General features: G+C 75.4%; 12 protein-coding genes. 7 read left to right on the forward strand and 5 right to left on the reverse strand.

Features of this window, described 5'->3' with window-relative positions:
• Positions 1-178: 178 nt before the first annotated feature.
• Complete coding sequence (locus tag RIF68_RS09620; protein WP_309050729.1) at positions 179-907, reverse strand: hypothetical protein; 729 nt, start codon at positions 905-907, stop codon at positions 179-181.
• Positions 908-1,004: 97 nt separating this feature from the next.
• On the opposite strand from RIF68_RS09620, the gene RIF68_RS09625 reads away from it, so the two are divergent.
• The 3 genes from RIF68_RS09625 to RIF68_RS09635 are packed head-to-tail and all read left to right on the forward strand — an operon-like array spanning position 1,005 to position 3,480.
• Positions 1,005-1,562, forward strand: a complete 558-nt coding sequence (locus tag RIF68_RS09625) for a tetratricopeptide repeat protein (RefSeq protein ID WP_309050730.1) — start codon at positions 1,005-1,007, stop codon at positions 1,560-1,562.
• A 21-nt stretch (positions 1,563-1,583) separates the two neighbouring features.
• Positions 1,584-2,471: a LysR family transcriptional regulator gene (locus RIF68_RS09630; RefSeq protein ID WP_309050731.1), complete on the forward strand. Its 888-nt coding sequence runs from the start codon at positions 1,584-1,586 to the stop codon at positions 2,469-2,471.
• A 49-nt stretch (positions 2,472-2,520) separates the two neighbouring features.
• On the forward strand, positions 2,521-3,480 hold the full coding sequence (locus tag RIF68_RS09635; protein WP_309050732.1) for a hypothetical protein: 960 nt from the start codon (positions 2,521-2,523) through the stop codon (positions 3,478-3,480).
• Positions 3,481-3,513: 33 nt separating this feature from the next.
• Here RIF68_RS09635 and treZ read toward each other — a convergent pair whose 3' ends face one another.
• Positions 3,514-5,265, reverse strand: a complete 1,752-nt coding sequence (gene treZ / locus RIF68_RS09640; protein WP_309050733.1) for a malto-oligosyltrehalose trehalohydrolase — start codon at positions 5,263-5,265, stop codon at positions 3,514-3,516.
• A gap of 62 nt (positions 5,266-5,327) precedes the next feature.
• A complete protein-coding gene (locus RIF68_RS09645) occupies positions 5,328-6,296 on the reverse strand; it encodes a GNAT family N-acetyltransferase (protein WP_309050734.1) in 969 nt (322 codons plus the stop codon).
• A 261-nt stretch (positions 6,297-6,557) separates the two neighbouring features.
• Between RIF68_RS09645 and RIF68_RS09650 the strand changes: the two genes are divergently transcribed.
• The 3 genes from RIF68_RS09650 to RIF68_RS09660 all read left to right on the forward strand — a co-directional run bounded on the left by RIF68_RS09650 (position 6,558) and on the right by RIF68_RS09660 (position 8,972).
• The gene (locus tag RIF68_RS09650; protein WP_309050735.1) at positions 6,558-7,106 is read left to right on the forward strand and encodes a DUF1707 and FHA domain-containing protein; all 549 of its coding nucleotides are present in this window, start codon (positions 6,558-6,560) and stop codon (positions 7,104-7,106) included.
• Between the two features lie 267 nt (positions 7,107-7,373).
• A complete protein-coding gene (locus tag RIF68_RS09655; protein WP_309050736.1) occupies positions 7,374-8,378 on the forward strand; it encodes a cytochrome P450 in 1,005 nt (334 codons plus the stop codon).
• Positions 8,379-8,468: 90 nt separating this feature from the next.
• The gene (locus tag RIF68_RS09660; protein WP_309050737.1) at positions 8,469-8,972 is read left to right on the forward strand and encodes a hypothetical protein; all 504 of its coding nucleotides are present in this window, start codon (positions 8,469-8,471) and stop codon (positions 8,970-8,972) included.
• Between the two features lie 61 nt (positions 8,973-9,033).
• Here the strand turns inward: RIF68_RS09660 and treY are convergent, their stop codons facing one another.
• Positions 9,034-11,388 (reverse strand): malto-oligosyltrehalose synthase, encoded by a 2,355-nt coding sequence (gene treY / locus RIF68_RS09665; protein WP_309050738.1) that lies wholly within the window; start codon positions 11,386-11,388, stop codon positions 9,034-9,036.
• 90 nt (positions 11,389-11,478) lie between these two features.
• Between treY and RIF68_RS09670 the strand changes: the two genes are divergently transcribed.
• Entirely contained in the window at positions 11,479-12,708 is a 1,230-nt protein-coding gene (locus RIF68_RS09670; RefSeq protein WP_309050740.1) for an MFS transporter, read from the forward strand.
• Here the strand turns inward: RIF68_RS09670 and glgX are convergent.
• Positions 12,677-14,358: glycogen debranching protein GlgX (gene glgX, locus RIF68_RS09675; protein ID WP_309050739.1), on the reverse strand; the 1,682-nt coding region annotated here is incomplete at its 5' end. The two genes, RIF68_RS09670 and glgX, sit on opposite strands and share 32 nt — an antisense overlap.

A 14,358-nucleotide genomic window follows, 5' to 3' on the forward strand; every position in this document is an offset into this window, starting at 1 on the left:
GCCCGGGAGGTGCCCCCACCGCATGGACTCCCTCCTCCGCCTTGCGACGCACGGCGCCAGACGCCGCTCCCTGATCCGGCCCGATCCAAAAGACACGGCCTAGCCGTCCGGGCCCCGCCGGGGCTCCGGGCGCGGCGCCGACCCCCGTGCGGCGCCGCCCTCCCCGTACGGCACGCCCTCAGGAACGGCCGCCCCGCGCGTGCGTGGCCGCCGCCTCAGCGAACGCCCGGACCAGCGGGTGCGGCCGGGTGCCGTCACCGGCCAGCTCCGGCTGGAAGAGGGTCGCCAGGAAGAAGGGGTGGGAGGGCAGTTCGGCGATCCGCACGCCGCCCTCCTCGTCCTCGCCCGTGAACCGCAGGCCGTGGGCCCGCAGGACGTCGAGCCTGCGGCTGTCGGGGCCGTACTCGCAGTGGTAGCGCTCCTGGGTCCGACCGGCGCCCAGGGCCCGTTCGGCCAGGGAGCCCGGGGCGACCCGGACCGGGCCCTCGTGGCCCACCAGGGAGCAGGCGAGCGGCGCGATCACCAGGTCGTCCTCGCCGGCCGCCGGGTCGTTCTCGGCGTGGGCGGCCCGCTCCAGGCCGCAGACGGAGCGGGCGTACTCGAGCAGCGCGTGCTGGAAGCCGCCGCAGGTGCCGAGGAAGGGGATGCCGTCCTCGCGGGCGGTGCGGATCGCCGCGAGCGCCCCCGCCTCGCTGGCGTACGGGCTTCCGGGCAGCACCCACACGGCGTCGAAGCCCTTCACCGCGCCGGGCGCCTCCGCGTCCGTCGTGGGGATCCAGTACGCGTCGAGCGCGAGCCCGTCCCGCTCCGCGAGCGCGTCGAGGAGCACGGGGATCCGGACATGGGAGGTGACGTGCGGGGAGCGGTCGCCGACGAGGGCGATCCGGGGAGCGGTGTGCGGGGTCATGCGCTCCATGCTGCGGAGCCGCCGTGGTTCACGTCCAACGATGATCTCTGCTCCGGCCATCAGGAGAACTGATGCCCGTCTCGCTAGGCTGAGGCGCATGAGCACCCACGGAACAGAGCGGGGCACCGGCCGGGGAACGGACCAGGACTGGGAGCGCCGCGTCGCCGCCCTCTGGGAGCGGTTCGACGCCCACGACCCCGCCGGCTTCCGGGCCCGGATCGCCGAACTCGCCGCCGAGCGGCCCGGCGACGACGCCGCGGCCCTCTTCGAACAGGGCGCCGCGCACGACTCCACCGGGCTGCCCGAGGAGGCCGTCGACCTCTACCGGCGGGCCCTGGACCGGGGCCTCACCGGGCTGCGCCGGCGGCGGGCCGTCATCCAGCTGGCCAGCAGCCTGCGCAACCTCGGCCGGCCCGACCGCAGCGTCGAACTCCTCACCGCCGAGCGGGACATCCCCGCCGACCGGCTCGACGCCGACGAGCGGGCCCTCGCCGGAGCCGTGGACGCCTTCCTCGCGCTCGCCCTCGCCGACACCGGCAGGGACCGCGAGGCCGCCTCCCTCGCGCTCGGCGCCCTCGCCCCGCTGCTGCCCCGCTACAACCGTTCCCTCGCCCACTACGCCCGCGCCCTCCTCACCGCCCCCGACGGCTCCTGACCGGACCGGGCGACACCGCACGTGGATCCGCACCTCCTCCGCACGTACGTCACCGTGGCCCGGCTCGCCTCCTTCTCCGGGGCCGCCCGCGAGCTCGGCTACACCCAGTCCGCCGTCTCCCAGCACATCGCCGCCCTGGAGGCCGACCTCGGGCTGCCGCTCCTCGCCCGGCGGCCCGTCGCCCCGACCCCGGCCGGCGAACGGCTCCTCGAACACGCCGGGGCGCTGCTGCTCCGGATCGACGCCGCCCGCGCCGACCTGGACCGGTTCGCCGCCGCGCCCCGCGCCACGCTCACCGTCGCCGCCTCGGCGCTCGCCCTGCACCCGCGCGTCCTGGCCGCGCTGCCCGCCACCGGGGTCACCCTGCGCGCCCTGGACCGCGACCGGGTGCCCGGCGCCGTCGCCACGGGCGAGGCCGACGCCGGGCTCGTCGACGGGGTCGCGGCTCCCAGCGACCCGCTCCGCCTGCCCGACGTGGCCCCGTTCGCCGCGACCCGGGTGGCCGAGGAGCCGCTCGCCGTCGTCCTCCCCGCCGGCCATCCGCTGGCCGGCCGCCGCGGACTGCGCCTCACCGACCTGGTCGACGCCCGCTGGCTCGACGCCCCCGCCGCCGGCATCGCCCTGGACCGGCTGCGCGCGGTCCACGGCGGGCCCGCCGGGCGGGGTTTCCGCGCCGCCCTGCGCTACGAGGGCTCCGACCCCCGGGCGCTCCTGGCCCTCTCCGCCGCGGGCCACGGCCTCGCGCTGCTGCCCCTCCCCGTGGCGGAGGGGGTGCCCGGCGCCGTCACCGTCCCCCTCGTCGCCCCCCGGCTCGTGCACCGCACCGAGCTGCTGCTGCCCGCGGCACCGGCCGGACAGGCCGAACCCGGCGGCCGCCTGGGCGAGTTCACCCGCAGGCTGCGAGGCTGACACACCCACTCGCTACCCTGTGGCCAACGGCGAGGGAAGGCGGGCGGGCGTGGGGTGGCTGCGACGAGGGCCCAGGCGGGACGGCGAGGACGCGCCGAGGGATCCGCGCTTCGCGTACTTCTCCGAGCGCGAGGCCGCCCTCTTCCGGGGCGGCGTCCGGTCGGCCTTCGCCGAACTGGGCCTGGAGGTCACCGTCTACGCCGACCACGTGACCGACGACCGGGGCCGGCAGTTCGGCCTCGGCAACCTCGCCGCCGTCTGCCACCAGGACCCCCGCGGTCCCCGCGTCTGGCCGCGGCTGATCCACCGCCACATCGGCCTGGTGGTGAAGGCGATGGACGGCCCCTCGGCCCTCGACACCCTCCCGCCCGAACAGATCCGCTCCCAGCTCTATCCCCGGGTGGTCAGCGGCGAGGGCATCGACCCCGACACCTTCGGGTACGCCAGGAGCCTCGCCCCCGGTCTGTACGAGGTCCTCGCCCTCGACCTGCCCGAGAGCGTCATGACCCTCACCGACGAGGCGCTCGACCGGCTGGGCGACCCCGCGCGGCTGCGCGACCGGGCGCTGCGGAACCTGCGCGGGCTGCCCGTCGAGGAGCACGAGACCGTCCGGGACGCCGACGGCGTCTCCTTCGAGGTCATCCTCGGCGACTCCTTCTACACCGCGAGCCGCGTCCTCGACCTGGACGGCGTCGTCCGGCGGGTCACCGGGCTGCCGCTCGGGGAGCACGGGGCCCTGGTCGCCCTGCCCTTCCGGCACCAGCTCGCCTTCCACCCCATCCGGGACACCAGCATCATCCCGGCCCTCGGCACGATGGCCTCCTTCGCGGCCTCCGGGTACGAGGACACGCCGGGCGCCATCAGCCCGTACGTGTTCTGGTGGCGGGGCGGCACGCTGACCCAGCTCAGCGAACGCGACGCGGACCGGGGCGGCCTGCGGATCGTCGTGGGCGACGACTTCCAGGAACTCCTGGAACGCCTCATCGCCCAGGGTCCCGACGGCCGCTGAACCGGGCGGCCGGTCCGGGGCCCGACGGCCCGGTCAGCCGTCCGCCAGGACGACCGCCGACTCGCCCGGCAGCCGCAGCACCCCGTCCGCGCCCGGCGCCGTCACCCGGCCCCAGGCGGCGAGCACCCGGTCGCGGCCGTCGGAGCCGAGCGGGATCCCGGCCGGCTCACGGCCCAGGTTCACGGCCACCCGCAGGTCGCCCCGCCGGAAGACCAGCCACCGCGCCTCCTCGTCGAAGGCCACCTTCACACCGGCCAGATCCGGATCGGTCAGGTCGGGCAGGGTGCGGCGCAGGGCGATCAGCTCCCGGTGCCAGGCGAGCAGCCGCCGGTGCGGGTCCCGCTCGCGCTCGGAGCGGTCGAGGACGGAGCGGTCCCGGGTCGCCGGGTCCTGCGGGTCGGGCACCTCGTCCTCGGCCCAGCCGTGCGCCGCGAACTCCCGCCGCCGCCCCTTCCGTACGGCCTCGGCGAGCTCCGGATCGGTGTGGTCGGTGAAGTACTGCCACGGCGTGGACGCCCCCCACTCCTCGCCCATGAACAGCATCGGCACCGAGGGCCCCGTCAGCACCAGCGCCGCCGCGCAGGCCAGCAGTCCGGGGGAGAGGGAGGCGGAGAGCCGGTCGCCGACCGCCCGGTTGCCGATCTGGTCGTGGGTCTGCGCGTAGCCGAGGAAACGGTGGGCTGGGGTGCGCTCCCGGTCCACCGGCCGCCCGTGGTGTCGCCCCCGGAAGGCCGAGTAGGTGCCGTCGTGGAAGAAGACGTGGGTGAGGGTCTTGGCGAGCGCCGCCATCGGGGCGCGGGCGAAGTCGGCGTAGTAGCCCTGCGACTCCCCGGTGAGGGCGGTGTGCAGGGCGTGATGGAAGTCGTCGTTCCACTGGGCGTGCAGGCCCAGGCCGCCGAGCGTGCGCGGGGCCGTGGTGCGCGGGTCGCACAGGTCGGACTCGGCGATGAGGAAGTGCTGCCGGCCCTGCTCCTTCGCCAGCGCGTCGACCGCCTCCGACAGCTCCTCCAGGAAGTGCAGGGCCCGGGTGTCGGCGAGCGCGTGCACCGCGTCCAGCCGCAGCCCGTCGATCCGGTAGTCCCGCAGCCAGGCGAGCGCGCTGCCCAGGAAGTACGCCCGGACCTCGTCCGATCCCGGCGCGTCGAGGTTCACCGCGGCGCCCCACGGGGTGTGGTGGGTGTCGGTGAAGTAGGGCCCGAAGACGGGGAGATGGTTGCCGGACGGCCCCAGGTGGTTGTGGACCACGTCGAGGACGACGCCCATCCCGAGGCCGTGCGCCGTGTCCACGAACCGCTTGAGCGCCTCGGGGCCCCCGTACGGCTCGTGGACGGCCCACGGCGCCACCCCGTCGTACCCCCAGCCCCGCACCCCGGGGAACGGGCACAGCGGCATCAGCTCCACATGGGTGATGCCGAGGCCCGCCAGCTCGCCGAGGCGATCCGCCGCCGCGTCGAGGGTTCCCTCCGGGGTGTAGGTGCCGACGTGCAGTTCGTAGAGGACGGCGCCGCGCAGCCGCAGGCGCGGTGCCTCGTGCCGCCAGGCGTAGGCCGCGTGGTCGACGACGGCGGCGAGGCCCTCGGGACCGTCGGGCAGCCGCCGGGCGCGCGGGTCGGGCAGGACGGGGCCGCCGTCGAGGGCGAAGCCGTACCGGTCGGCGTCCCCGGCGGGCACCACCCCGGTCCACCAGCCGTCCCGCTCGGCGTCCCGGCCGAGGGCGTGGCGGGATCCGTTCAGCTCCAGCGTCACCCGGTCACGGGCGTGCGGCGCCCACACCTCGAACAGCACCTGCCGGTCCCTTCGTCGACGGAGTGCGGATCAGCGAACGACTACCGTCCCCATCCTGGCAGTCAGGACGGCGACGCGCCCGGCGCGTCCCACACGTGGTTGACCGCGTGCTGGAACGCCACGTATCCCGCGCGGGCGAACGCGGCGGCCATCGGCACGTTGCCGAGGTCCGTGGCGGCGCGGATGCGGGGCACGCCGGCGGCGGCCAGGACGCGGGTTCCCTCCGCCAGGACGTCGTCGATGTACCCGTGCCCCCGGTGGGCGGGCAGGACGCCGATGTACGCGATCGTGTGGTGGTAGTTGTTCCGCGCCGGGACGACGAAGCCGACCGGCTCGCCGCTCCCCGGCAGCTCGGCGACCCGCCACCAGTCGCGCGGGGAGGCGTACTCCGCGAGCTCCTCGTCGTAGTGCTGCTCCGCCGCCTCGCGCGGGGTGAGGCCCGAGGCGAGGTCTGCCTGCCCGTGCGCGTCGAGCGTGCCCTCCATCACGGAGGTCATCAGGCCCACCAGGTCCTCCCGGTCGCGCACCGGCCGGAACGCCAGCCGGCCGGTCGGCCCGGCCACCGGCGTCCCCGGCAGCCACTCCAGGCGCAGCCGCTCCACCAGCGGGCGGGCCCCCGACCGCTCCAGGACGCCGAACAGCGTCTCCAGGCGGGCGCGGGTCTCCGGGACCTCCCGCCAGTCGGCCGGCAGGAACCGCCCGAACTCGGGGCGGCGCGTACCCGCCGGGATCACCGCGGCCGTCGCCGTCTCCAGGAGCCGCAGACCGATGTCGGCGCGCTCCTCCTCCGGGAGCTCCGGGTCGAGGTCGAAGATGTCCAGCGTGAACGGCTCCCCGCCGGCCTTGTGCGTCCACCAGGACAGCCGGCCGACGAGCCGCTCACCGCGCAGGGCCACCCACATCCACCGCGGGACACGGCGGCCGGTGGCGAGGTCGTCGGCGAGCTCGTCGTCGAGGGTGTAGGTCAGGCGAAGGAAGAGGCCGAGCTCCTCCGGTCCGGTGAGCGGGCGTATGACGAGTGCGTCGGGCACGTGGGTGGTCCCCCAGGGTCGCGTCGGGTCGAGCCGGCCGACCGTAGCAGCGATCTTGGAGCGGACGACACGTCTTTTCCCCGGCACCGGACGCGTGCGCGGGCCCCTCGCGCCGAACCGCCGGGCCTCCCCGCGCCCGGCCCCGCCCCGCGTGCACCGCGCCGTGGCACCCCCGGCCCGCCCGCGGGCACCGCCCCGTCCCGGGCCGCCCGTACCGCCCCTTCTGGACACTCCGGGGCCGACGGGCCGACAATCAGGCCCGTGACGACCCCTTTCGAGCTCCCGGCGAACTCCCCTCGGCTCTCCGACGCCGAGCGGGACCGGGCGCTGATGCTGCTCCGCGAGGGCGCCGCGCAGGGTCGGCTCTCGCACGACACCTTCCTGTTCCGGATGGAGCGCGCGCTCGCGGCCCGCGGCCCGGACGAACTCGCCCTGCTCACCGCGGATCTGCGGGGTGAGGCCGCGTGGACCCGGCGGGTCGTCGGGGCGGTCGAGAAGGTGTCGGCCTTCACGGCGCGGCTGCGGCGGGCCTGGGCGGCCGAGCGGCTGCCGAAGCTGCTGCTGCCCCACCCCGGCCCGCACCCGCTGCGCATCGGCCGCGACCCCGTCAACGGACTGCGGCTGAGCCACGAGACGGCCTCCCGGCTGCACGCCGAACTGTCGATGCGGAGCGGGATGTGGGTGCTGCGCGACCTCGGCTCCACCAACGGCACCACGGTCAACGGGCGCCGGGTGACCGGTGCCGTCGTGGTCCGGGCCGGTGACGTGGTCGGCTTCGGTGAGATGACGTTCCGGCTCTCGCTCGACTGACCCGCGGAAGGGCGCCGTCCCACCCCCGCACTTCATCCGTTCGGCGGTACGCGGCGCGCGGCGCCGGCCGGCCGGTGATGGGGTGGGGAGACGCGTGCCACGTCCGTCGGCCGCGGTACCCACAGCCCACCGACAGGGGACGCGATGAACGAGGCGCCGAACCGCGATGCGGACCACGGGATACCGGAGCACGAAACCCCCCGCCCCGACAGGCCGGACCACCCCCCACGGGGTGCCGGCGGTGACCCCTGGCGGCGGCTGACCCCGATGACCCCGGCGGTCCGTCCCGCCGCGCGGCCCGTCGCCCCGGTCCCCGGCCGGGTCAGGACCACCGCCCCGGCCGCCGCCGCGCCGGAGGCGCGGACCGTCGCCCCCAGCCCGTTCGACCCGGGCGCGGCGCACGACCCCCACCCCGTCCACCGCGTCCTGCGCGAACGGTTCCCGCTCACCTACGACCCGCTCCTGCGGGCCTGGGTCCTCAGCCGGTACGCCGACGTGGCCACCGCCCTCACCGACGCCCGCTTCACCCACGGCCACCGGCCCGGCGACCCGCCCTGCGCCCGGGCGCACGTGGACGTCGACGTGGGGGAGCTGCGGTCCGTCGCCGAGCGCACCGCGCACGTCCTCGCCCGCCGGCTCGCCGACCACGCCCAGGCCGACCTGGTCGCCGACTTCTGCCACTGGCTGCCCGCCGGGACCGTCGCCGCCGCCGTCGGCATCCCGTACCGGGACATGATGCGGCTCGTGCGGGGCCGGGCCGCCGGGACGCTCGCGGGCGAGTGCGGTGGCCAGATCGCCGTACGGGAGAAGGCGCTCGCCTCCTTCCTCGGCAACGTCCTCGCCGACCCCGAGCAGGCCGCCGCCCTCCGCGACGCTCCCGCCGGCCTGGTCGCCCGCGCCTGGAACGAGTCCCTGCGCCGCGACCCGCCCGTCCAGATCGCGGTCCGCCGCACCCGCGCCGAGGTGCCGGTCAGCGGCGGTGTCCTCCCGGCCGGCGCGTCCGTCGCCCTGCTCATCGGTTCGGCGGGCCGCGACCCGGAGCGCTTCCGCGCGCCCGACCGCTTCGACCCGCTGCGCGACGACGCCGACCAGCTCACGTACGGCAAGGGCTTCTGCCCCGCGGTCCTGCTCGCCGGCTTCGAGGCGGAGTACGCCCTGCGGGCGCTGTTCACGGCCATGCCCCGGCTGCGTCTGGCCGACGGGTTCCGCCCCACGCCCGCGGGCCTGATCACCCGCGCCCCCCGGAGCCTGATCGTCCGTCCGCGCGGCTGAGCCGGGACGAGGCCCTGCCCACCGCTGCTAGGGTGACGTGCGCTCGTCAAGCGAGCCCATATCCATACCACTTTCAACGGGGATTGAAACGTGAAGATTCGTCATGTCCGCGCGCTCGCCGTCTTCGGCATCGCGCTCGTCGCCCTGACCGGCGCCCGGGGTTCCGGCGGCGGAGGCTGCGACAACAACGGCGGCTCCAGCAGCTCCAGCAGCGGCGGTTCCGGCGGCAGCGGCAGCCACGACGACAGCGGCTCCAGCGGTTCCGGCGGCAGCACCGGCGGTTCCGTCCCCGGTTCCGGCGGCACCGCCGACAAGGCGGCCCGCGACGTGACGATCGACAAGTGCCGGTACGAGCCGTCCCGCAAGGAGCTCGTCGGCCGGATCACCGTCAAGAACGACGGCTCCCTCGACCGCACGTACAGCGTCACGATGAAGTTCACCGGCAGCGGCGCCACCACGGCGACCGCGTTCAAGTCGGGCATCGCCGTCGCGGCGGGCGCCTCCGCGAGCGCCGAGGTGTCCACCCCGTACTTCGGCAGCGGCGACGGCTCCGAGTACACCAAGTGCGAGGTCACGCGGGCCAGCCGCTACTGACCGGCGCCCCGGGGGGACGTGGACCTCGGTCCCGTCCCCCCCGGGTCCGTCTCCGGCGCGCTCACTCGCGGATCCGCGCGAGCAGCGCCACCGGCCGCTCCGCGAACAGCTCCGCCGCCTTCGTCTCGGACGCGGCGCCACCCGTGAACTCCCTGACGCCGTCCAGGACATCCTCCCACCGGCCCTCCGGCAGGACCAGCTCCGTGTCCTGCCAGCCGCCCGCCCGCGCCAGCCGCAGCGGGAGCCGGGTCACCGCCGTGACGACCTCCCCGCCACGGGCGAAGGCCAGACAGTGCGCCGCCGCCGGCCCCTCCGCCGTCAGCGGCGTGTACGAACCGGCCGCCCCGAAGACCTCGGGCCGCTCCCGCCGCAAGCGCAGCGCCGCCCGCACCAGGGCCGTCTTCTCGTCGTCGGGACCGGCCGCGAACGGCTCCCGGTTGTCGGGGTCCACCAGCGCCCGGTACTCCCGCTCCGTGTTCTGGTACAGCTCCGGCACCCCCGGCATCGTCAGCTGCGCCAGCGCCGCCCCCAGCCGGTGCGCCCTGATGTGCGGCTCCAGGGCGAAGGCCGCCTCCGAGGCCGCCCGCAGCGGGATGCGCCCGGGGCCCGCCGCCACGAACTCCGCCACCGCCCGCTCGTAGGCCGGGTCCGGCTCCGTCCAGCTGGTCCGCAGGCCCGCCTCCCGTACCGCCTTCAGCACGGCGGCCGTCAGCCGCTCCGGGTCCGGCGTGCCGAAGCCGAAGGCGGTCTGCCAGGCCGTCCACGCCACGTGCGGATCGGGGGCCGGCACCCCGGAGACCTCCTCCAGGAGCGACGCCCACTCACCCGGGCACTGGGCGAGGACCGCGATCCCGGCCCGTACGTCCGCGCTGCGTTTGGTGTCGTGCGTGGAGAGCACCGTGCCGGTGTCCGGCCAGTCCCGGGCGATCCGCCCGCACCAGGCGTGGAACTCCTCGGGCGACACGGCGGGCAGGCCCGGTTCGCCGCCCACCTCGTTGGCCGAGAGCAGCGGCGCGTACCGGTAGAAGGCCCTGTCCTCCACCGACTTGGCCCGCAGGGCGGAGGAGGTCTGCGCGAACCGGGCCCGGAACGCCCGGTGGTCCGGCCCGTCGCCGAGCGTCCCGAGGGCGAGCGCCCGCACGGTGTCGACGGCCGAGGCCTCCTCCGCCACCGCGAACGCGGCCTTCGCGCCCCGCGCCGCCTCCGGTGTCAGGACCTCCTCGCCGCCGGTCCGGTAGGTCCGGTAGACGGGGACGCGCACCAGCAGTTCCCGGATCGCGGTGCGCAGCGCCCAGGGAGCGTGGTCCCGCAGCGCCGGATCGGCGGCGCAGATCCGCTCCGCGAGCCGGGTCAGCGCGGCCGTCTCGGCGGCCAGGTCGTGCCCCACCACCTCGTAGGCGGCCCGGTGCGCCGTCGCCTCCCACTGCCCGCCCCGATCGCCGGTGCTGCCGGTGAACGCCCGGTGCAGCGCGGCCAGTTCCTCCGCGCCGTCGGGGTCGGTGAAGACGCCGTCGATCCGGCGCAGCGCGTCGTACCCGGTGGTGCCCGCCACCGGCCAGGCGGCCGGCAGCGTCTCCTCACCGGTGAGGATCTTCTCCACCACCGTCCAGCACCGCCCGCCGGTCGCCTCCGCCAGGTCCTCCAGGTAACCCTGGGGGTCGGCGAGTCCGTCCGGGTGGTCGATGCGCAGGCCGTCGATCACCCCGTCCCGCACCAGCTCCACGATCTTCGCGTGGGTCTCCGTGAACACCACCGGGTCCTCCACGCGCACGCCGATCAGGTCCGAGACGGTGAAGAAGCGCCGGTAGTTGAGCTCGGTGCGGGCCAGCCGCCACCAGCAGAGCCGGTACCACTGGGCGTCGAGCAGCTCCTCCAGCGGCAGCTCCTCCGTGCCGGCCCGCAGCGGGAACTCCTGCCCGTCCAGGCGCAGCGTCCCGCCCTCCACCCGCATCCGGTCCCGGACCTCCGGCAGCCGGGCCGGCAGCACCGGCAGCAGCAGCCGCCCGCCGCCCGCCGTCCAGTCGATGTCGAACCAGCGGGCGTACGGCGAGTCCGGGCCCTCCCGGAGCACCGCGCGCAGCGGCTGGTTGTGCGCCGGCGAGGCGGCCATGTGGTTGGGGACCAGGTCCACGACGATCCCGAGGCCGTGCGCCCGCGCGGTCGCCGCGAGAGCCCGCAGCCCGGCCTCGCCGCCGAGCTCGGCCCGGACGGACCGGTGGTCGGTGACGTCGTAACCGTGGGCGGAGCCGGGCACGGCCTCAAGGACGGGGGAGAGGTGCAGGTGGGAGATGCCGAGCCCGGCCAGGTGCGGCACGGCCCGCTCGGCGGCGGCGAACGGGAAGCCGGGCTGGAGCTGGAGCCGGTAGGTGGCGGTCGGCGGGGTGTACGGGGCGGTACGGACCGGGTTGGGCGTCATGCGAACGTACGTACCCCGTGGCGGGGCTTCCGTGTCATCGCCCCATGCGCCCGATCGGGTGAAGCGCGTTAGGTTCGCCCGATGCTGCGGATGTATCGCGACACGTTCTGTCTGCTCGGGCCGGTGCTCCCGGCGCTCTCCTTCCTCGGCCGGCTCCCCACCGCCATGTGCCAGCTGGGCAGTCTGCTCCTGGTCGCGGAGACCAGTGGCTCGCTGGCCACGGCCGGACTCGCGGGCGGCGCCCTGGCCGCCGGGCAGACCGTCGCGGGCCCCGTGGTGGGCCGGCTCGCCGACCGGCACGGGCAGCGCGGCATCGTCCTCACCGCCTCCCTCGCCAACGCGGTCGCCGTCACCGCCCTCGTCCTCGCCGCGCTCGCGCAGGCCCCCATCGCCGCGCTGATGGTCCTCGGCGCGCTCGCCGGGGCCACCGTTCCGCAGGTCGGGCCGCTCGCCCGGACCCGCTCGGTGGCCCTCGCCCGCCGCCACGGTGCCGGTGACCGCACCGTCGGCGCGGTCCTCTCCTTCGAGGGGACCCTGGACGAGGTGTCGTTCGTGCTCGGCCCGGCCCTGGTGGGCCTCGCCGCCGCGCTCGCCCACCCGGCGGCCGCGCTGTCGGCCGCCGCGGTCCTGCTCGCCGTCTGCGGCTCGGCCTTCGCCCTGCATCCCTCGGCCCGCGCGACCGCTCCCGGGCCCGCCGCGCGCACCACCCGAAAGGGCGCCGCCGAACGGACGCGGCTGCCGCGGAGCGCGTACGCGTTCCGGGTGACGATGGTCCTCCAGGGCGCCATGTTCGGCGCCTCCCAGGCCGGGATCACGGCCCTCACCGAGCGGCTCGGCGCTCCCGCCCAGGCGGGGCTCGTGTACGCGGCGATGGGCGTGACGAGCGCCGCCGTCGGACTGTCCATGGCGGCCGTTCCCGACCGGATCGGCCTGGTCACCCGGTGGCGCGCCGCCACCGCCGCGCTGGTCGTCCTCTCCGTACCGCTGCTGTTCGCCGGCTCGCTCGGCGCCCTGTACGCGGTCGTCGTCGTCCTCGGTGCCGCCTACGCGCCGCACCTCATCACGGTCTTCGGGCTCACCGAACGGACCGTGCCCGCCGCCCGGCTCGCCGAGTCCATGGCCTTCCTCACCAGCGGGATCGTCGGCGGTCAGGCCCTCGCCCTCGCCGTGTCCGGGCGCCTCGCCGAGGGCCACGGCGCCCCCGCCGCCTTCGCGGTGGCGGTGGGGGCGGCCGTGGCCTGCGCGGTGCTGTCCTGGTCGGTACGGGCCGGTGTTCCGCGGCCCTCCGTCAGGCAGGGCGCCGCAGCACCGTCAGGCTGAGCGGCGCGAGTGTCACCCGCTCCCCTCCCGAGAGTTCCGGCCCCTCCTGCGGAGGCATCCCCTCGGGGTCGGAGGTGTCCACCACCGTCCGCCAGTACCGGCCGTGGCTGTCCGGGACGGTGAACTCCAGCTCCTGCGCCGAGGCGTTGAACATCATCAGGAAGGAGTCGTCGGAGATCCGCTCGCCCTGCGGCCCCGGCTCGGAGATGGCCTGGCCGTTGAGGAAGACCGTCAGCGCCTGCGCGTGCGCCGCCTGCCAGTCCCGGGAGGTCATCTCCTCGCCCTCCGGCGTGAACCAGGCGATGTCGGTGAGCTCGTCGTGCGTGCCCTCCACCGGCCGGCCGTGGAAGAAGCGGCGGCGCCGGAAGACCGGGTGCTCGCGGCGCAGCCGGACCATCGCCCGGGTGAAGCGGAGCAGGGTGCCCTCCGCGTCGCCGTCCCCCTTCGGCCAGCGCACCCAGGAGACCTCGTTGTCCTGGCAGTACGCGTTGTTGTTGCCGCTCTGCGTCCGGCCGAACTCGTCGCCGTGACTGAGCATCGGCACGCCCTGCGAGAGCATCAGCGTGGCGAGGAAGTTCCGCATCTGCCGGGCCCGCAGCTCGTTGATGCCGACGTCCTCCGTCTCGCCCTCGGCGCCGCAGTTCCAGGACCGGTTGTGGCTCTCGCCGTCCCGGTTGCCCTCGCCGTTGGCCTCGTTGTGCTTCTCGTTGTACGAGACCAGGTCGCGCAGGGTGAAGCCGTCGTGGCAGGTCACGAAGTTGACCGAGGCCAGCGGCCGGCGCCCGTCGTCCTGGTACAGGTCGGAGGAGCCGGTGAGCCGGGAGGCGAACTCGGCCAGGGTGCGCGGCTCGCCCCGCCACAGGTCCCGGACGCAGTCCCGGTACTTGCCGTTCCACTCCGTCCACAGCGGCGGGAAGTTGCCCACCTGGTAGCCGCCCTCGCCCACGTCCCACGGTTCGGCGATCAGCTTGACCTGGCTCACCACCGGATCCTGCTGCACCAGGTCGAAGAAGGACGACAGCCGGTCCACCTCGTGGAACTGCCGGGCCAGGGTCGCCGCCAGGTCGAAGCGGAAGCCGTCGACGTGCATCTCGGTCACCCAGTACCGCAGACTGTCCATGATCATTTGAAGGACGTGCGGCGAGCGCATCAGCAGCGAGTTGCCGGTGCCGGTGGTGTCGTAGTAGTAGCGCGGGTCGTCACCGAGCCGGTAGTACGAGGAGTTGTCCAGGCCCCGGAAGGAGAGCGTCGGGCCCAGGTGGTTGCCCTCGGCGGTGTGGTTGTACACCACGTCGAGGATGACCTCGATGCCCGCCTGGTGCAGCGCGCGGACCGCCGACTTGAACTCCAGCACCTGCTGGCCCCGGTCGCCCCAGGACGCGTAGGCGTTGTGCGGGGCGAAGAAGCCGATCGTGTTGTAGCCCCAGTAGTTCGACAGGCCCGCGTCCACCAGCCGGTGGTCGTTGACGAACTGGTGCACCGGCATCAGTTCGAGGGCCGTCACGCCCAGCTCCTTCAGATGACCGATCACGGCCGGGTGCGCGAGGCCCGCGTACGTACCGCGCAGTTCCTCCGGCAGCTCCGGGTGCAGCATCGTCAGGCCCTTCACATGGGCCTCGTAGATCACCGTGTGGTGGTACTCGGTGCGCG

The organism is Streptomyces sp. (genome assembly GCF_031178505.1).
Taxonomy (GTDB): domain Bacteria; phylum Actinomycetota; class Actinomycetes; order Streptomycetales; family Streptomycetaceae; genus Streptomyces; species Streptomyces gulbargensis.

Bases quoted from the DNA above. Each gene is read 5' to 3' on its own strand.
- RIF68_RS09670 (WP_309050740.1), top strand. From the start codon at position 11,479: ATGTATCGCGACACGTTCTGTCTGCTCGGGCCGGTGCTCCCGGCGCTC.
- RIF68_RS09620 (WP_309050729.1), bottom strand. From the start codon at position 907: ATGACCCCGCACACCGCTCCCCGGATCGCCCTCGTCGGCGACCGCTCC.
- RIF68_RS09625 (WP_309050730.1), top strand. From the start codon at position 1,005: ATGAGCACCCACGGAACAGAGCGGGGCACCGGCCGGGGAACGGACCAG.
- RIF68_RS09655 (WP_309050736.1), top strand. From the start codon at position 7,374: ATGACCCCGGCGGTCCGTCCCGCCGCGCGGCCCGTCGCCCCGGTCCCC.
- treY (WP_309050738.1), bottom strand. From the start codon at position 11,388: ATGACGCCCAACCCGGTCCGTACCGCCCCGTACACCCCGCCGACCGCC.